Genomic DNA, 19,940 nt, shown 5'->3' with positions numbered 1-19,940 from the left:
CGACGAACGTTTGATTGCCATACATAATGATAGTCAATGATGGGTAAGCTCATATAACAATGCTACATTAAATCATAGGTTTTCATTTTTTTGCGCAAGGTGCCTCGATTTAGGCCTAATATCTGAGCACATTTGGTTTGGTTACCTCTTGTTTTTTCTAGGACGACAGATAAGAGAGGTTCTTCGACTTGCTTTAAAATCAGCTCATATAAATCAGTAGGCATCTCATCTCCTAGCATCGCAAAGTACTGACGTACCACACGCTCTACATGAACTCGTAGAGGTTGCTGCACACTATTTGTATAGTTTTGACTAGCAAAATCAAAGCCGTGCGTAGGTGGTTGGTATTCGTCTTTATTATAATCGGCAGGGTGCTCAGAGCTTTTAGCAAAATGATTGGCATTATGCTGTGCATGAGGTGCCATAAAATAATATCCTTGAGATGAAGAAAAATTCTGATTGTGAAGGGTCAGAACCATAGTATATCAAATTAATATCGCCTAGCGCTGATAGATTCATCGTTATCTTGGCTATCACGGTTTAATTGAAAGTGAATTTACGGTGTGTTTTCTACTCACGCTTATCTATATATGACACCCTACTTTAATAAAGAGCGTTCATAGTGATTTCGCGAATTTGTGCATTAGCCACAGGGATAGTAAATAATAGCTGTCTATCTGTATTGGCAGCTAACTGACTTTGCTTGCCTAATAAATAATCGTTTGGATCTGCAATAAACTCTCCAATTAGCTGATCTTTACCATAAACGCTTATTTTTACATTGGGGTATAGTTGTGGTTGCGGGCTGCTATTACTTAGAGTAGCGCCTATATCGCTAAATGTACCAGCAGTTTTAATCTGACTGCTTCTATGAAAGGTATTACTGATGATAAGCGCTGATAAGTCTGCACTGGGCAAGCTGCAGGCAGCGACAGAGCAGATCGATTGGAGACGCTGAGCATAGGCTGGGTTTTTGACTAAATTTGCTAAGTTAAAAATAACATACTGAGCCACGAGTAGCAGTGCTAAGACCAAACAACCTAATATCCATAATAGTGATGCAATTGAACGTGTCGTTTGGGTTGGTGCAAACGGTAGCTGTGTTTTTCTTAAACGATCGTCGGCAGCAGGGTCTTCATCTTTAACGGGTACTCCCATATCGGATAGAAGCTGTGATAAGTCTGTATCGTCTGGTGGTGTTTCTTCGTCTTGATTTTGTTCTTCTAATAGTTTTTGCAGCCACGAATTGTTATCAGTACTCTCAACATTGGCATGAATATCATTGGCCGCTGCCGAGCTAAGCATGTCTTGTGTTGATGAGGATGCTGATATTGTACTAGTAGATGGTTTCTTGATTGATGAATTAGAGCTTTTGATAGTTTCTTTAGAAAGGGGCGCTTTTGGTTTTTCTGTGGTTGCTACGCTAGAATTGGTATTACTTGCTTCGGTTAACCATGCATCCATACTATCTAAAGAGTCATACTCTTGAACATTTTCTTCTGGCTCATCTATATCCATATCATCATAGATTAAGTCATCATGAATCAAAGTATCAGATGATTTTTTCTTGTTGGTTGAAGTTATGGAGGGCTTCTGAATATTTTGAGGTTTATGCTGATTGCTACTAATATTCGCTTTTTTCTCGTTCGAAATTGGTTGAGTTTGAGCTTTTTGTTGAGCAGGAATATTTTTTTGTGGTGTTGGTTTTTGAATGACCTCAGAATTTACCACAAGATGTTTATTGACCAAAAAACTTTGCTGGCACCGATCACAGCTGATGGTAGCATTGACTTGATTTAGTTGAGTTTGTTTAACGCTATAGCAAGCTTGGCAATGGGGGCATTGGGTTTTTATTGGCGTGGTCATAGAGGTGAATCCAAAAAAGTATGGTTATCAATACCGCTTAGCCACTCACCAATAGCTGCCCACAATACTCATTTTACTTATTTAATTTCGATGAATTATGGGCAAAGACAGAGTGGCGTCAAACACATAACATTTGACTGCCCTCTATCGTAACAGATGTAATTAAATGTTGCTAGCTGGTAAATGTACCTGATAAACGCTGCCAGTGTTGGTCTTCTTGCGCAGTAAAAGCATGCTTAGGATCCAGTGCAAAATATGGCTGATAAGCTTCAGTGACTTGCTCAGTTTGCGACTCAATCAAACCTGCCAATACGATACGGCCCTTTGGCGCAATCAGTGTTGCAAAGTAAGGCGCTAAACCAATAAGCGGCTTTGCTAAAATATTGGCAACAATCACTTCTACAGGCAGCACATCATGTTGCGAGCAATACTCTGTAAATTCTTCTGGCAAAAATGCCTGCAAACGGTCGCCCACATTGTTGCGTACCGCATTCTGATTGGTAGCAAGTACCGCCTGAGGGTCAATATCGACTGCATATACCTGACGTGCACCCAATAGCAAAGCAGCAATCCCTAGAATGCCTGAACCACAACCATAGTCGATAACCACTTTATCTGTTAGGTCTTGCTCTGTTAGCCAGTCTAGGCACAGGCGAGTCGTAGCATGATAGCCAGTACCAAATGCCAAGCCTGGGTCCATAATGATATTGGTGGCTTCAGGGTTAGGCGGCGTTAGCCAGTCAGGCACAATCCATAAGTCATTAGCACATTCGATAGGATGATAGTTGCTCATCCATTCGCGTTCCCAGTCCTTATCATCAACAGCTGTTAGCCAAATACGAGTAGCCTGTACTTGTGCAGCAATTTCATGACTTAATTGCTCAACCGCTTGACGACTACCAGCATCAGTAGTCGCATCAAATAGCCCTGTTAGTATCACCTCATCCCAAAGCGGTGATTCACCTGGAAGTGGCTCAAACAAAGGTTGATCGCCCGCATCGTCTAAAGCTATTGATAAGGCGCCTGCTTCTAATAAAAGCGCTTCAGCCAAGTCGACGTTTGATTTTTCGCATTGTAAATGCAGTTGTTGCCATGCCATAAAGATAACCTTAAGCGGAAATAAAAATAAGTGTAGGTGTTAGGGGCTGCCCGAGATGAATCTACATATAATGAAATTCATAATGTATATAGATGCTCAAACTGATGAATCTAAAATGTGCAAATATCAGCTATTAGCGCAATGCTTGTTTTGCTTCATTGACCACACGCGAGTTACCCTGAGCTTGTCCTGATTGCAATATAACCTGCCATAGTGCTCGTCTACGATTACTGTCTTGAGAGACGCTAAGACCACGGCGTGCCATCGCTTCTGCTTTACGAGGCTGGTTCTTTTTTAATGCTATTTGTGCCAAATAGAAGTATACCGCTGATGATTTGGGCGCTAGACGCTGAGCACGGGTAAAGCTGCTTTCTGCATTGGTTAGATTGCCCGCTTTCAACTGACTGATACCTACTTGCATCAAATTGCGAAACGCAGGTAGATTACTATTGTTGCTGGCAGATTGTTGAGTACGTTGCTGCGAGTTTCTTCTAGCGTGCTCCAGTAGCTCATTATGCGACGGTACTGATGGCTCAGAGATTATATAATCATTACGAGAAGGCGCAATGATAACAGGGTCAGGCTGCGTTATTTCTGGAGTAGGAGGCTTAAATACAGGTGTCTCTTGCGTTAATGGATTTGGTGTTTCGGACTGTTCAACTGCATCGTAAGGCTCGGTTGGATAGTTGCTTTGATCATTTGCTTCCGTGATAGGCGCCCGAGCAGTTGTCGTTGATGGCACAGTCGGTTGTGACGTTGGTAATGTTTGAACAGGCGTGGTTTGCACTGTGGGCGATGTGCTAGGGGCCGTCTGACAAGCACTTAGGCTTAGCATGCCAATGATCGCGCTGCCTGCAAGTAAGGTATTGCTTGACGTAATTTTATTACGCCATAGCACTATGGTTTGTTTTACTGAAGTAGTTGTCCGTAAAGATGACACCATCATGTTAAAACCTTTTTTAAATATTAAAAGCTAAATACCAAAACACTATTAGAGTTATTTAACAGCTAGAGCTATTCAACAGCTAGAACCATTCAACAGCACGGTCATACCAAGTATCAGCACGGTCTTCATCACCTTCACTTTGCTCGCTGCTACCTTCTGCATCATCAGATTCAACAGCTTCACCATTTGGAATCTCTAAACCTTCGCGGCGACGTTGTTGATTGATATCACCTTGCTGGTTCTGAAACTGTGTCTGTTCACGAGCGCGATCTTGCTGATACAGGCTCAGTGCACAACTGCTGGCTTCTTCTGGTAGGTGAGCTGACATTACTGGTAGGTAGCGAGCGTTAGCACAACGCTCATTAGACAGTTTGCCTGAGTTGTTCTCTAGCCATAACCACTCGATACCTTCTGGCTCTGGTAGAGCAACTGGAGTCAGCTTTAGGCGTTTCATATAATCTACCCAAACTGGTAAGGCGCCAGTACCACCACTCAAGCCAATCGGTTTATTATCATCACGACCAACCCAAACAACACTTACATAGTTGCCACTATAGCCTGCAAACCAAGCATCGCGGTAGTCATTTGTCGTACCCGTTTTTCCGGCTAAGTTTAAATTACTGCCGAGTGATTGCGCACGTCTAGCCGTACCATTTGAGACGACTTGCTGTAATGCATAGTTGGTCAAAAAGTTGGTTTCAGGTGGAATACTGCGCTGAGTGTTAAGCCCAGTACGCTGTAAGATACGGCCGCGATCATCAATGACCGTACGAATACTATGAATAGGAGTACGGAAGCCACCAGTGGCAAAGACTTGGTAAATACCAAGCATGTCCATCGGACTCAAATTAACTGAGCCTAACAATGCTGATGGGTAAGGTGGGATTTTTTCTTTGATACCCATGCGCTGTAATTGCTTAGCAAAGGTATTAACACCGAACTCCATACCTAAGCGTACTGCCGCTTGGTTATAGGATTGTGACAATGCCGTGGTAAATGGTACATAGCCATGATCACGGTTGTCGTAGTTTTTAGGGTTCCAGTCAGTACCGTCGTTTAGATTGACCGTAATAGGGGAGTCATCTACTGAACTGGCCAAGTTATAACGACCGCTCTCAAGCGCAGTCATATAAATGATAGGTTTCAGCAACGAGCCGACTTGGCGTTTGGCATCGACCGCACGGTTAAATCCTGTAAATTCACTACCACTACCTACAACAGACACTAGCTCGCCAGTCTCAGGGTTGGCACTCACCAACGCGCCTTGTAAATCCTTAGTTTTGCTACTATTGCGGCGCAGCTCACCAAGTTTTCTATCAACGGCCTTGTCTGCTGCCAATTGAGCGATAGGGTCTAAGGTACTGATAATAATCAGACCTTCGTTCTTGAGGTCATCAGAGTAGTAAACGGTATTTAGCTCACGTTTAACAATATCCAAGAAGTCAGGGAACTGACTTTTGCCTTCAGCAGGCTTATCCACGATGCCAAGTGGTTGCTTTAAGGCTTTGTCGTAGTCTTCTTGGCTCAATGTGCCCATAGTCAGCATGTTGTTAAGCACTACGTCACGGCGTGCTTTTGAGTCATTCGGATTGCGACGTGGGTTATAGATACTTGGGCCTTTTGCCATACCAACCAGCATCGCTTGCTGATCTAAGCGCAGCTCATTAAGAGGTTTGTCAAAATAAAACTGTGATGCCAAACCAAAGCCATTAATCGAGCGATTGCCATTTTGACCCAGATAAATCTCATTCAAATAGGTCTGTAAAATTTCGTCTTTGCTATAATGCAGCTCAAGTAGCACGGCCATCAATGCTTCGTTGGCTTTGCGTTTGATAGTGCGATCTGAATTGAGATAGAAGTTTTTAATCAGCTGCTGGGTGATGGTCGAGCCACCTTGTCTGGCACCACCAGTAAAATTATTGATTACGGCACGGGCGATACCACGTACCGATACCCCTTTGTGCTCATAAAACGCGCGATCTTCGGTAGCGATGAGGGCATCAATTAACGGCTGAGGCACTTCGTCCAAAGACACAACCATCCGATCTTCATTACTGTCGGGATAGATACCACCGATATTGACAGGCTCTAGACGAATGATGCCGCTCTTAGCCGGCAGAGTACTTTGGATAGACTCTACTTTATTACCAGAAATCGTCATTTTGATGACTTGCTCGGCATCTTTATCATTAGCACTATACGTAAAGCCGCGCGTGTGAATGAAGTAAGTATTGCCTGTTCGGTGATAAGTACCCGTGCGGTCATAAGCTTTGTTGCTTTGATAGTTAAGCAACTCTAGCCATGTCTTCATCGTATCTCTATCGACATTGGCGCCTTGATACAGCTCAAGCGGCTGCGAATACACTTTGGCTGGAATGTCCCAGCGCTTACCCTCAAACTTATGAGTAATGGTGCGATCAAGTTTGATCAAATACAGTGCCAATAGCACCATGCCTGCGATAATGATAATTAATAGCAGACTACTAAAGACCAAGCCGCGCTGCTGCGAGGGTAGCGTGTGCATAGCAGACTTAGATGACGCTGATAACTTGGTATTTGGTAACTTGTAATTAGGTTTTTGCACGGATGTCGCACCATTTTTGGATAAAAAACTGCCTCATAATGACGCAAATTGACAAATTTTTCAATCTATCATCGTTAACGCAGGCATTTATTGGTCGTAGACTATGAGTGATGGTACTGCTCATAGCGATGGCTTATAGTATAATCCCTATTAAAATACCGATACTTGTAATAAAGCGTCAGTCACTTTCAATCTGGTAGATAAACGCCATATAAGATAACAATTTACGATTGCCCTCACGATGTATTTTGTATGAATTCGCTGTTGCTAATTGTTTGCTATTAGCCGTTTGTTATTAATACTATGCTACTAGCGGTAGTGATATTCATGTGATTAAAAACGGCTCTATTGCATGACGTACAGTACAGTCAATACGAGCAAGTTTGCTTTAAATGAATGCATTTTGAGCAAGCCTGTCAAAGGAAGTAAGCGCGACTATGTCTAGTATCCCATCATCAGTATCATCTGCTACCAATCATTCTTATGAAGACACTTCTATCATCGAAGGTTTAGTGCTCCCGCTGGCTGACCACTGTTTTCACTGTGGTGATCCCGTACCTCAGCCACCCTTTTATGCTGAGATATTAGGTCAGTCACGAGAGATGTGTTGTATGGGCTGTCAGTTAGCTGCCCAAAGCATTGTAGAGGCTGGTCTTGAGCAATATTATCTTGACCGATCGGAAATTAACCGCACGGCAAGTTTACCAACTCAGCTGACGCGCCTCGAAGTCTACGATCATGACGAGATAAAATCACAATTCGTTTACGCGCAAGATGGCATGTCAGTAGCAGAGCTGTCTGTTAACAACTTACGGTGTGCTGCCTGTACTTGGCTGATTGAGTCGCGTCTCGATGAGCTAGAGGGTATTGGTAAATGTCAGGTAAATTTGACCAACCAACGTATGCGTGTCATTTGGAATGAAGATAAGTTACCCATCAGTCGCATTTTAGCGGTCATCAACGAAATCGGCTACGAAGCCAAGCCTTATCGCCAAGATACTCACGAAGCCATGCTGGCACGTCATAATAATCAAATGCTATTGCGTCTCGGCATCGCTGCACTAGGTTCGATGCAGGCGATGATGTATGCCGTTGCGCTTTATTTTGGTGAATATAGCGACATGTTGATATTCCAGCGTGATTTTTTGCGTTGGGTGTCTTTGTTTGTGAGCACGCCTGTTTTCTTCTATGCTGGTATTCCTTTCTTTACCTCTGCATGGTCAGCGATTCGTGCGCGCCAAGTCAATATGGACGTGCCTGTCAGTCTTGCGTTGATTATTACTTTCTTTGCCAGTCTCTACGCTACCATCACTGGGCAAGGGGAGACATACTATGACTCGGTCAGCATGTTTATTTTCTTTTTGCTGGCAGGGCGTTATATCGAGCACAACGCACGTCTAAAAGCTGCGACTATGGCTAATGATTTGGTCGTGGTTGAGCCGGTATTGGTACAAAAAATCGCTGAAGACAAATCAGCAGCTGAGCATATTTTACAACTGCTAAAAGAAAATGCGTCTCAACAAGATGAGCTCATTAAAAGTGAGCTTACTGAAAATGAAACTACTAAAGGTGAGTCGGCTACAGTAGAGCCGATGCCTGATTTTATGCAGCGTATGGATGCTAATGTTCATACGCTCACATCGCTTATCGCTCAAGACTGGCAGCAGTCACGCAACCAACAGAGTGCGCTATCACAACCCGAAGGCGATATAGAGTCGAAGCAAATGGTCACTGCCCACAGTCTGCAAGTGGGTGACATCATTTTGGTTGAGGCAGGTTCAGAGATTATCAGTGACGGCATCTTACTAAGTTCTACTGCAACGGTGTCACAAAGTCTACTGACTGGCGAAGGTGATTTAATCATCAAATCCCAAGGTGATTATATTGTTGGCGGTGCACAAAACGATAGCCAACCGTTTGAGATGTTAGTCACCGCCTTGCCAAAAGACAGCCAGATAGGCTTAATTGATCGATTGATGAATCGTGCCATGAGCGAAAAACCCAAATTGGCGCAGCAAGCAGATAAGTTGGCGCGTTGGTTTGTGGCGCGTATTTTGGTTTTATCCGTCTTAGTATTTGTCGGTTGGTATATTGTTGACCCAAGCCAAGCGATTTGGGCAACCGTGGCAGTCTTGGTGGCTACTTGTCCTTGTGCATTATCATTGGCGACGCCGATTGCCTTGACCGTCTCAACCAATCGTTTGGCAAGCTATGGTTTTTTGACGACGCGTGGACATACATTACAAACGCTGGCTGAAATCACGCATGTTGCTTTTGATAAGACGGGTACGCTGACTTATGGTAAGCCAAATTTATTAAATATTGAGTTAGTCACACCAAAAAGCCAGACCGAATCTGATGGTTTATCCTCAACGGCGCAAAAAGATATGCTGTTGGCCATTGCATCTGCGCTAGAAGTAGGGAGTCGTCATCCAATTGCCCACGCCCTACTGACGGCGGCCTATCAGTTACACCTGCCATCGACGCAAGCCGTACAGCATTATCCAGCAGGCGGTGTAGAAGCGATGATTGATGGCACTGTATATCGAATCGGTCACAAGGACTTTGCGTTAGACAGAACAGATAATAGCGGCAATGATATAGATGCAAACGATGATTTAACCATCGATCTGGTAGCTCAGCGAGCCAGCTCAGCAGTGGTATTGTCTTATCAAAACACTGATAGCAAAAAATGGCAGGCGCTGGCATGCTTTTATTTCAATGACAAGGTACGTGATAGTGCGCAGTCGATGCTCAATACGCTCAAAGAGCTAGGTATCGAGTCTGTTATGTTGACAGGTGATCCAAGCCCGCAAGCGCTAGTCATGGCTGAGAACTTGGGAATGCAAGCAGCATACAATGGACTATCACCAACTGATAAGGTCAATCATATCCAGCAGTTGCAAGCTAATGGTGCTGTGGTATTGATGGTAGGTGATGGTATCAACGATGCACCAGTGCTAGCCGCAGCAGATGTGTCGACCTCGATTGCAGGTGCGGCAGACTTAGCACAAGTATCTAGTGATAGTATTATCTTAAATGGACAGATCGAGGCCATCACTGCGGCTAAACGCATCTCTGATAAGACGGAACGTATTATCAAGCAAAATTTCCGTTGGGCGCTCGCTTACAACAGTATCGTCCTGATACCAGCGGCTTTAGGCTATGTGCCACCATGGCTCGCTGCAATTGGTATGTCGCTCAGCTCATTGTTTGTTGTATTAAATGCATTGCGCTTAAAACGTGCTTAGCCTCTTTAAAAGCATTTAATTTAGACAAGCCTGTGAAATTTGCTCACAAAAAAACCGCCTTGCATCAAATGGAAGGCGGTTTTTTCTATACAGAGATACTTGTTAGGTTACTCTTACAATTAGTCTTGTAGATAGCTTAGCAGACGCATAAATTCGATATACATCCAGACTAGGGTTGCAAGAATACCAATACTGAACAACCATTCGTAATCTTCAGAAACACCCATCGCAACACCGCGATCAATATTATCGAAATCTAATAGCAAGGTGAAAGAAGCGATAACGATGACAAATAAGCTAAAGCCAATAGCGATAGCGCCACCTTCAAATAGGAACGGCAATGATGAACCAAACGCTAGAGAAAGTACCCACTGTGCTACATAAACAAGCATAATGGCAATAACTGCTGAGGTCACGATAGAGCGGAACTTTTCAGTAACCTTAACTAGACCTGAACGATATAGACCAAGCATAACTGCAGCTGTGACGAAAGTTGCACACATTGCAGTGACTGGTACTGTTGGATACATTCTCATGAAAAATAATGAGATGCCGCCCAAAAAGATACCTTCTAACAAGGCGTAAGGCACTGCCAAAGTCTTGGCTTTTTGCGGCTTAAAGGTAATAAAAAGAGCCAGAACAAACGCAGCAATCATGCTACCAAAGGCTGCCATCGTAATAAAACCTTGCGATAAACCTGCCATAAGCGCATAAAAGAAAAAGCCCACACCAGTAATGGCTGATAAACCAAGTAACAAGCTGGTCTTTTGAATTACGCCCTTGACCGTCATTGGATTACCGCCGATCGCAAGTTCTGCGCGACTGACAATAGGATTGGCCATACATAAGTCCTTAATAATAAAATATAAAAATAGTAATGTTAGTTACTTTAGCAAAACCGCCATTATTGTCAACTGTGTTTACGTGACAACTGCTGCGGTGCAACCTCAGGCTGCTCATTGGCTAGCGCATCGGGCTACTGTATCGCTCAATACGCTAATTGAAAAACTGACCAGAAAGATCTGACTAAGTAAAACATTCGATAGCTTTTATATGGGGTCAGTTACGACAGTTAACAACGATAATTAATAAACGTGCTAGTCTAAGCGCGCATTTATCGCTATCATTACCTTGTACTTCACCGTTATACCGAGTCGTTTTATGGAAAACTCAGCGCAGTCAGCAAGATTGCCACACTTACATGAATCAGAGCTATTCCACGCTATTAAAAACCCCGCCTTTAGGCGTATTGGTCTAATGGGCCGTGCTGGTAAACGTAGTGTCACTCAAAGCTTGGTACAGATTGCCCAAACCGTCAATGACATGAATTTGACGTTGATAATGGATGTACAAACTGCCAATTTGCCAACGCTTGACCTCACAGACATAGAAAGAGTCAAAATCGTCAAACGGGGTTTGATTGGTGAGATTTGTGATTTGGTTATTGTGGTTGGCGGTGATGGTTCGATACTACATGCCGCTGAAGCGCTAGCACGCTACCGTGTACCTGTACTAGGGGTAAACCGTGGTCGTTTAGGGTTCTTAGCAGATGTAAAACCTGATGAAGCTGCGTTTAAGTTACGCCAAGTATTGATGGGAGACTATCAACTGGACCATCGGTTCTTATTGACGATGGAGATACGAGAAGGGCGCAAAATTATCCATGAAGACATGGCACTGAACGACATCGTACTGCATGCTGGTAAATCGGTACATATGATTGATTTTCAGATGAAAATTGATGGACATGACGTTTATAGACAGCATAGTGATGGCTTGATAGCAGCAACACCGACTGGCTCTACCGCTTATGCCTTATCAGGTGGCGGTCCAATCATTCATCCAAGTATGGACGCTATTTGTCTGGTGCCAATGCATCCCCATACATTATCGAGCAGACCGATTGTGGTCAGTGGTAATAGTGAGGTCTGTATTCGTATCCACGAAGACAATCGTACTCAGCCGATGGTGAGTGCGGACGGTAAGCCAAGCGTGCCACTTGAGCAAGAGCAGCGCCTACATATTCGTAAGCATCCTGATAAGCTTACCTTGTTGCACCCGCCTGGGTTTGACTTTTATGAGGCCTGCCGTACAAAGCTGCACTGGAACGTACATGCCGAAGAATTCAGTCTTGATGTCGATGATGATATTATAGACGATGAATAAGCGTATCTATTAGACCCAAATATGATGCAAAAAATGGCAGTGGAGAGTAGGCAAGATGGATAAACAAACAATACTAGCAAGTCTAACGCCCGAAGTGGTTGATAAGTTTCGTATGGCGATTGAGCTAGGTAAATGGCCTGACGGTCGTAAGATTACCGCTGAGCAGCGTGAGACTTGTATGCAAGCAGTGATGGTATGGGAGCATGAGCACCTACCGCCAGCCGAGCGTACAGGTTATATTCATAAACCTGTAAAAGATGATGGTTCTGTCGTTGGTGCTGAATGTGACGTCGAGCACGAGCATCACTATCCTAATATGCCGAATCCTAAAGGCGCGGTACAGCCTGTTAAGTTCCGTGATAAATAGGTTTATAAGAAGTCTATAATAGTTATTATAAAAAAAATTATCATAAAAAAGCCACGCTATATAGCGTGGCTTTTTTTACTTTATCAATGACTAGACCATCAGAAATAGCTTAATCATCATAAATGATTAAATAGCAGTCGTATCAACACTAGGACGAACCGTTAGCGGGTTCTTTTGCATCAAAAATCCTTGCCAGCCCCAATGTAAAAAATTACGGATATTGGCATGATCGGTACCATTAGGCGTTGCTTGAACCTTGGCATAATGCTCGCCAAATAGTTTAAGCGTGTCCAATTGGTTTAGGCCATGGTGTTTAGCAAAACCAAAAATCTTTGCGCTACCTTCGTTCTCACCGGCTGCATTATGTACCATCCCATTCACAAAAGGGGCCGGTGCATAGCGATAAAAATCATCGATAAAGCTGATGACATCATTGAATCCAATGGCTTTTTTGTTCAAACCATTAAGTAATGCCGATACATCTGATTGGCGGATACTCATAAATAAATGACCTCAGAGCAGATTAAAAAAACAATATAATATTTATGTGTGCTCAATGATGATAGTAGCCGTTGAGCGTTCAGCATTATAATTTAGCTAGCTTAGCGATTAAAGTAATCTTCGTCATCAAACGAAGGCGAAAAGTTGCCTTGCTCAAGATGCTGCATTTGCGACTGTACAGAACGCTCATGCTGAATACGTTGATAAATCTCTTCGCGGTGTACTGCAATATCTTTAGGTGCGTTTACACCGATACGTACTTGATTGCCTTTGACGCCTAGAACCGTCACACTTACTTCATCGCCAATCATTAGCGTTTCGCCCACGCGGCGTGTCAAAATTAACATGCGTCACACTCCTTATGTCGCATCAACAAATTATTACTCATCAGATTACTTCTCAATTGCAGAACATCACCGCAGCACCAAACATGCAATATAACCATTATCACGATGCTCGATATCGTGCCAATAGCGGTAATGATAGGTAGATTCATTTAGCCCAAATGAAAGCCCCATTATAGGCGGCATAACAGATACTGTCACGGTTTTTCACAAAACTATTAGGTAAATGCTCATTTCAACTATGCTAAAAAATAAAAATAGGACCTAAAAAGATCCTATTTTATTTAAGTACTGTATTTATTTAGATATTATTAATTCAAACGCTATTAATCCATATGCTGTTTGTCTACATACTATATAAAGTCATTAATAGCGGTTAATAGATAACCATTAAAGCTAATGCTGTATTTTAACAGTTTTTATGTCTTATAGCCCAGCGATTTTGCTTTCACCGTCTTCACGATCTAGGCCAAATGCCGTGTGTAATGATTTAACGGCTTTTTCTAAGTGTTGATCTTGAATCAGAACCGACACTTTGATTTCGCTGGTTGAAATCATCTGGATATTGATGTTGTTTTCAGCGAGTGTTTGGAACATAAGGCTAGCGACACCTGCGTGTGAGCGCATGCCAACACCAACCAATGAAACTTTAACAACTTCACTGTTACCCAATATTTCTTTGGCGCCAATTTCATCTTTCACTTCTTCGTTAAGCACTTTTAGCGTCTTATCTAAATCAGTACGGTTGACCGTGAAAGTAAAGTCAGTAGTACCGTTATCCGAAAGATTTTGTACAATCATATCGATTTCGATATTGGCACGACCAATTGGGCTTAAGATAGCAGAGGCGATACCAGGATGGTCAGGCACGCCGCGTACCAAGATTTTTGCTTCGTCTCTGTTGAACGCGATACCTGAGATGATTGCCTGTTCCATATTGTCTCCTTCGTCTATCGTAATTAGGGTACCCACGTTGTCTTGAAATTCTTGGTCAAAGCTACCGTCTGTGTTTTCATCAAAGCTAGAAAGTACACGCAGCGGCACGCCATATTTACCAGCGAATTCTACTGAGCGAATTTGTAGAATCTTGGAGCCAAGACTTGCCATTTCAAGCATTTCTTCAAACGTAATTTTTTCAAGCTTTTTGGCTTTTGAGGTCACACGAGGGTCAGTGGTATAGACACCATCGACATCGGTATAAATTTGACACTCGTCAGCGCCTAAGGCCGCAGCAATCGCCACACCTGTGGTATCAGAACCGCCGCGCCCTAATGTGGTCGCGTTGCCTTCTTCATCGATACCTTGAAAGCCTGCCACAATAACGATATTGCCAGCATCTAATTGCTCACGTATGTTTTTATCATCGATACTTTCGATACGGGCTTTGTTGTGGGCATTGTCGGTTTTAATCGCGACTTGGCGACCAGTCATTGAACGGGCACCAATACCAAGCTCTTTAATGGCCATGGCAAGCAGTGAGATAGAAACCTGCTCACCTGTTGAGACCATCTGATCGTATTCGCGAGGATCAGGCTGCGTGCTAATTTGGCGAGCTAAATCAATCAAACGGTTGGTTTCGCCGCTCATGGCTGAGACCACGACGACCACTTGATGACCATTGTCATGCCAGCGTTTGACTCGTTTGGCGACGTTTTTGATGCGGTCGATACTGCCCATTGAGGTGCCGCCGTATTTCTGTACTATTAACGCCATAAAAATCTACCTATTTATTCAATAATGACTTTTTATTGTCATTGATGAGAGTCAATGTGATGCTCGTCAATGCTTGTATAGATAAAGCCAGATGATAAGAGTTATGCTTTTAGGTTTTTCGTTCTTCTAATGGTATCTATCAACCTTATGGAATGAACAATATGCCCAAACGTTGACCTTTATACCATATCTACCGCATAACTTTAAGCCTCAGGAGCGCTTAGATGTATGGCGATTGGTTATAGTCGTTATAACCAATCACGTATTCTATGCGTAGTAGAGTAAAGCTATGCGATAAATATAAGGTACATTGTGTGACGCTATACCAGTATATTCACGAGTTTAATATTCGCTAGCTTAGCTAAGCTGGGTTTCAATCCAAGCAGGTAGAGCGCTGATAACCGCTGCACTGTTGCTAGACTTCGGTGCGCCGCCTTGTGCGTAGTCAGGCTTACCGCCACCTTTACCACCAAGCTCACCTGCTAAATGACGAATAATATCACCAGCTTTGACTTTAGCAGTGACAGATTTTGCGACGCTCGCTGCGAGTGCTAATTGGCCATCTTTATCACCAATCAATACAATCACGCTATCAGGCAGTTTTGATTTGATATCGTCCATCAGCGTACGGATGGATTTGCCATCGATACCGCTTAATGTACTAATAAGAACTGGGGTACCTGCGATCGTTTGTACATCATTAAGCAAATTGGCTGCTTGAGCGCTGGCGATTTTTTGCTCTAAGCGCTCTAGTTGTTTTTCTAGGTCACGTTGCTTATCAGCCATCGTACGAACACGCTGCGCCACTTCAGGACGTTTTACTTTCAGCTGACTTGCCAATTCGCTCAGTTGTTGCTCGCTTTGCTGAATATTTTTGACCGCGTTCATGCCAGTGACAGCTTCAACTCGGCGGATGCCAGCCGCAATACCAGACTCACTGGTGATTTTTAGCACACCGATATCGCCAGTGCGCTCGACATGCAAGCCACCACATAGCTCGATAGAGAAAGGCTTGCGCTGACCATCAACGATACGATCTGCACCCATGGTTAGGACTCTAACGTCACTACCGTACTTTTCACCAAACAGTGCCATAGCGCCTTGGTTCATCGCTTCGTCAATCGACATGTGCTCGATACGGGCAGGGGTGTTGGCTTGAATTTGCTCATTAACGAGACGTTCGACACGCATGATTTCAGCGGCGCTGACAGGTTTGTCATAAGCAAAGTCAAAACGTAACACCTCGCTTGAGACTAGTGAGCCTTTTTGTGTGACCGCATCGCCTAGCACTTCTCTTAGCGCTGCATGCAATAGGTGAGTGGCCGAGTGGTTTTTGGCGCTGGCTGCACGAATGCTAGACAGTACTTGCGCTTCAGCAGTTTGCTTAGTGCTGATATCGCCCATGGTCACGACACCATAATGGATAATCGCCTGACCAGATTTTTTGGTGTCTTGTACTTCAAAGACGCCAGATGCTGTACGAATTTCACCAAGCTCACCAACTTGCCCACCACCTTCAGCATAAAATGGGGTGCGATCCAATACTACAACGCCTTCCATGCCTTCTGTTAAGCTGCCTGCTGGGTTGCCGTCTTGATAAAGCGCGTCAATAGTCACGCCGTCTTCTTCAAGCTGCTCATAGCCGATAAATGTCGTTGGCGTTTCTACTTGGATAACGCTGCTGTAATCGACGTCAAACTTGCCAGCATCACGTGCACGCTCACGTTGTGCTTGCATATGCTCATCAAATTCGGCTTCATCAATAGCAATACCACGCTCACGGGTGATATCGGCGGTCAAATCAAGTGGGAAACCATAGGTATCATAGAGCTTAAATGCGGCTTCACCAGATAGCGTATCGCCATCTTGTAAGCCTTCAAGTTCGCTGGCAAGTAAACGTAAGCCTTGAGCCAGTGTTTTAGCAAACTGTGCTTCTTCTTTTTGAATGGCGTTTTCGATGACGCTTTGTTTGTCTTGTAGCTCAGGATAGGCACTGCCCATTTCAGCCACAAGCGGGGCAACCATCTTATAGAAAAACTCACTATCAGCACCAAGTTTGTTGCCATGGCGTACTGCGCGACGAATGACACGGCGCAATACATAACCGCGACCTTCATTGCTTGGTGTGACACCATCGGCAATCAAAAACGCCACGGCGCGGATGTGATCGGCGATGACTTTCAATGATGATTGTTGCTCGTTGCTGATCTCTAGGATTTCAGCTGCTGCATCCATCAAATGGACGAATAAGTCGATCTCATAGTTGCCATGAACGCCTTGCATGATGGCACTAATACGCTCAAGCCCCATGCCTGTATCGACGCTAGGTGCTGGCAGTGGTAACAGCGTGCCGTCCTTTTGACGATTGAATTGCATGAATACACAGTTCCAAATCTCAATATAGCGATCGCCGTCTTCTTCTGGCGTACCTGGTAGACCGCCTTCGATATCGGCGCCGTGGTCATAAAAGACCTCGGTACAAGGGCCACAAGGACCCGTGTCACCCATCGTCCAAAAGTTATCAGAAGCGTAAGGAGCACCTTTGTTATCACCAATCCGAATGATGCGCTCACTCGGGATGCCGATGTTTTTATTCCAAATCTCAAAGGCTTCGTCGTCCGTCTCATAGATAGTGACGTAGAGACGATCTTTATCAATCGCTAACCACTTCTCCGAGGTCAAAAACTCCCAGATATACTCAATACCTGCTTGCTTGAAATAATCACCGAATGAGAAATTACCAAGCATTTCAAAGAACGTATGATGACGGGCAGTATAGCCGACATTATCCAAATCATTGTGTTTGCCGCCAGCACGTACGCACTTTTGCGAGGTTACCGCACGTGTATAGTCACGTGGTTCCATACCCAAAAAGGTCTCTTTAAACTGATTCATACCGGCATTGGTAAATAGCAATGTCGGATCATTGTGTGGAATCAAGCTAGACGATGAAACTTGGGTGTGCTGCTTGCTTATGAAAAAATCGATAAAGGCTTGGCGAATATCGGCTGAGCGAAATGGCTGGCTCACAGCGGCTCCTTACTGACGGATAGAATTGAGTAAATGACATAAAATAATTTTGCAAGCGATTTTAGCACAAACGCCCAAGCTCTTGGTACAAGAGTTATAACTACTAGGTTATTATACGTGTGCTAGTCATTGCCTAATTTGTAAAGTATGCATACTAGTTGGTCAAAATTGCCGCATCCGTTTCATCCAATTTGTCTTGTGTGGTTGGATTGGACTCGATTACTTGTACAGGCAAATAACGTAGTTGAAGCTTGATTGGCAAGTACTCTGGGAAATTCTCTGCCATATCATTAGTAATGAGCGTTTCAATCTGGCGTACGTCATATGAGCTTGGCAAAGTCTCTCCACGCACAATCGCCCGCACCACTTGGTTCTCTTCTGAGGTATCAAACTGCGTATTGGTCAATACATTGCCTTGGTCGATAAAGTAGTTGTTGATCGCTTCTTTGACACTACTCTCAAACACTTGCTGCTTGGCATTGGTCTGTAGATTGATGGTCAAATAGGCACCTAAGCCCCCAAGTAGTAATAAAGTTACGGCGTTGCGCTGCAAAAAGGTCAGATAGGTACTGGATTTATAATCGTCATCGACCAAACGACGGAACCCTAATACCCACAATACAAGCGCATTGGTAAACTGGATAGCAAGGATGTTGGTTGCTGCCAATAACAGCGCACCAAGCCCAAGCTGTATCTCGCCATTAGCGAGCAAGATACCGCTAGCAGCTAGTGGTGGTACTAAGGCTGTGGCAACCGCGACTCCGACAACAGCAACCGAGAGATGCGGAGATACCATCGCGTACGCGCCAGCCGTACCACCTGCTAAGGCAATCATCAAATCCATGGAAGTAGGCTGGGTGCGAGATAGGATTTCTGCCGTTAGCGGTTGATCTTTGTGTAGCCAACCAACGATAAAGCCAACTAATACCACCAATGAGACACCGATAATGACGGTAAAAAGCGACTTACGTAGCAATGGCATACGGTGATCGATAATTGCTAGCGCTATACCCGTGATAGGGCCTAGCATCATCGCAACCAACATCGCTCCGATGACTACGGCTGCTGAATTGGTCACTAGTCCATAACTGGCAATGATGGCAGACAAAATGTTCATGATGAAGTACATCTTGCTAGGTAGCGCGTTCGCCTCAATCCTAACCCGTACTTCTGGGTAATCTACTTTTTGATTACTAAATTGTTCGGCGACAAACTGCTTATAAGACTCAAGTTTGGCTTCTTTTTCCTCTTGAACCTCATCTTCGTCACTTTCGTTTTCTACATCGCTATCTTCTACATTAGTGTCTTTGCTTTGGCTTTTATCTTCTGAGTCATTATTTTGATGGTCGTCATCGCGACTAGATGCATCTTTTGTTTTTGGTTGATTAGCTGTTTTGTTATCTGATGACTGTGCTGCGATATTTTGGCCAAGATCAGAGTCGTCTTCTGCTTCTACCGTTACTTCAGCATCACTATCATCTCGAGCATTTTTTTCTGTTGTCTTTGGCGTATCCGGCTGGAAGAAATCTGACTTTTCTTTCGCTTCTATAGTTTCTGACTCTGCAATCTCAGACGCTTCAGTATTTGATTGTGACTCAGGTTCTGTCGACTCCAATGTTGCTACGACCACATCGTCACTAATGGTTTCCATGGTTATCTCAGCGTCAGGCGGCTGCGCACATTCAGTGTCTACTTCGGAGTCTGTTTCGCCATCTGTATCAGTCGATTGCTTGTGTTGATTGTCTTCGCTTTCACCATTGTCTACAGCGGCATCATCAACTACTGGGTCAATTGTTGCGTTTTGATTGTGAGAGGCGTCAGTAGTGTCTGATGAATCATTTTGATCCACTGAGTTAGGTGCAGTATTTTTTTCAGATGAGGACATAGCAGATAGCGTTCTTAGTAGATAAAGAAAGTCATTATTGTAATGATAAATAGATAAAGATATAGGGGATTCTTGAAAGTTGTAAAAAAGAGTAGAGAGAAGATGGGGGTAAGAACTGATATTTCTTATGATCAAGTCTAAAACCTTAATAATAGCATGGTTTTTATTCGAAAGTCATCTAATATAGA

13 protein-coding genes and 1 pseudogene are annotated in these 19,940 nt (G+C 43.8%); 3 read left to right on the top strand and 11 right to left on the bottom strand.

The window, feature by feature from the left end; genetic code table 11:
- Nucleotides 1-62: 62 nt before the first annotated feature.
- The 5 genes from fis to mrcB form a co-directional block, all read right to left on the bottom strand.
- The gene (gene fis, locus Q0788_RS03960) at nucleotides 63-425 is read right to left on the bottom strand and encodes a DNA-binding transcriptional regulator Fis (protein ID WP_298808036.1); all 363 of its coding nucleotides are present in this window, start codon (nucleotides 423-425) and stop codon (nucleotides 63-65) included.
- Between the two features lie 178 nt (nucleotides 426-603).
- On the bottom strand, nucleotides 604-1,866 hold the full coding sequence (locus tag Q0788_RS03955; RefSeq protein WP_298808035.1) for a DUF3426 domain-containing protein: 1,263 nt from the start codon (nucleotides 1,864-1,866) through the stop codon (nucleotides 604-606).
- 172 nt (nucleotides 1,867-2,038) lie between these two features.
- Nucleotides 2,039-2,965, bottom strand: a complete 927-nt coding sequence (gene prmA / locus Q0788_RS03950; RefSeq protein ID WP_102090395.1) for a 50S ribosomal protein L11 methyltransferase — start codon at nucleotides 2,963-2,965, stop codon at nucleotides 2,039-2,041.
- Nucleotides 2,966-3,098: 133 nt separating this feature from the next.
- Nucleotides 3,099-3,911 carry a tetratricopeptide repeat protein gene (locus tag Q0788_RS03945; protein WP_298808033.1) on the bottom strand — a complete coding sequence of 271 codons (813 nt, stop codon included), beginning with the start codon at nucleotides 3,909-3,911 and terminating at the stop codon, nucleotides 3,099-3,101.
- A 79-nt stretch (nucleotides 3,912-3,990) separates the two neighbouring features.
- A complete protein-coding gene (gene mrcB, locus Q0788_RS03940) occupies nucleotides 3,991-6,435 on the bottom strand; it encodes a penicillin-binding protein 1B (RefSeq protein WP_298808361.1) in 2,445 nt (814 codons plus the stop codon).
- 497 nt (nucleotides 6,436-6,932) lie between these two features.
- Between mrcB and Q0788_RS03935 the strand changes: the two genes are divergently transcribed.
- A complete protein-coding gene (locus Q0788_RS03935; protein WP_298808032.1) occupies nucleotides 6,933-9,746 on the top strand; it encodes a heavy metal translocating P-type ATPase in 2,814 nt (937 codons plus the stop codon).
- 119 nt (nucleotides 9,747-9,865) lie between these two features.
- On the opposite strand, the gene Q0788_RS03930 is transcribed toward Q0788_RS03935, so the two are convergent.
- Nucleotides 9,866-10,588 (bottom strand): Bax inhibitor-1/YccA family protein, encoded by a 723-nt coding sequence (locus tag Q0788_RS03930; RefSeq protein WP_057759239.1) that lies wholly within the window; start codon nucleotides 10,586-10,588, stop codon nucleotides 9,866-9,868.
- Between the two features lie 319 nt (nucleotides 10,589-10,907).
- Between Q0788_RS03930 and Q0788_RS03925 the strand changes: the two genes are divergently transcribed.
- Together Q0788_RS03925 and Q0788_RS03920 are read left to right on the top strand one after the other, a co-directional pair.
- Complete coding sequence (locus Q0788_RS03925) at nucleotides 10,908-11,912, top strand: NAD(+) kinase (protein ID WP_179798759.1); 1,005 nt, start codon at nucleotides 10,908-10,910, stop codon at nucleotides 11,910-11,912.
- A gap of 55 nt (nucleotides 11,913-11,967) precedes the next feature.
- Nucleotides 11,968-12,279 (top strand): DUF1315 family protein, encoded by a 312-nt coding sequence (locus tag Q0788_RS03920; protein WP_057759241.1) that lies wholly within the window; start codon nucleotides 11,968-11,970, stop codon nucleotides 12,277-12,279.
- Nucleotides 12,280-12,405: 126 nt separating this feature from the next.
- Here the strand turns inward: Q0788_RS03920 and Q0788_RS03915 are convergent, their stop codons facing one another.
- The 5 genes and pseudogenes from Q0788_RS03915 to Q0788_RS03895 all read right to left on the bottom strand — a co-directional run bounded on the left by Q0788_RS03915 (nucleotide 12,406) and on the right by Q0788_RS03895 (nucleotide 19,752).
- Nucleotides 12,406-12,780, bottom strand: a complete 375-nt coding sequence (locus Q0788_RS03915; protein ID WP_057759243.1) for a HopJ type III effector protein — start codon at nucleotides 12,778-12,780, stop codon at nucleotides 12,406-12,408.
- A gap of 179 nt (nucleotides 12,781-12,959) precedes the next feature.
- Nucleotides 12,960-13,127 (bottom strand): annotated as a pseudogene (gene csrA / locus Q0788_RS03910) (carbon storage regulator CsrA); the annotation flags it as partial.
- A gap of 423 nt (nucleotides 13,128-13,550) precedes the next feature.
- Nucleotides 13,551-14,837, bottom strand: coding sequence for an aspartate kinase (locus Q0788_RS03905; RefSeq protein WP_057759246.1), 1,287 nt, complete (start codon nucleotides 14,835-14,837; stop codon nucleotides 13,551-13,553).
- 357 nt (nucleotides 14,838-15,194) lie between these two features.
- Entirely contained in the window at nucleotides 15,195-17,867 is a 2,673-nt protein-coding gene (alaS, locus tag Q0788_RS03900) for an alanine--tRNA ligase (protein WP_298808030.1), read from the bottom strand.
- A gap of 154 nt (nucleotides 17,868-18,021) precedes the next feature.
- Nucleotides 18,022-19,752, bottom strand: coding sequence for a DUF389 domain-containing protein (locus tag Q0788_RS03895; protein ID WP_298808028.1), 1,731 nt, complete (start codon nucleotides 19,750-19,752; stop codon nucleotides 18,022-18,024).
- Between the last annotated feature and the right edge of the window lie 188 nt (nucleotides 19,753-19,940).

It is taken from the genome of uncultured Psychrobacter sp. (genome assembly GCF_947500265.1).
GTDB lineage: Bacteria > Pseudomonadota > Gammaproteobacteria > Pseudomonadales > Moraxellaceae > Psychrobacter.
Note: the sequence above shows the minus strand (reverse complement) of the source record. Positions and strands in the feature narration are given on the sequence as shown.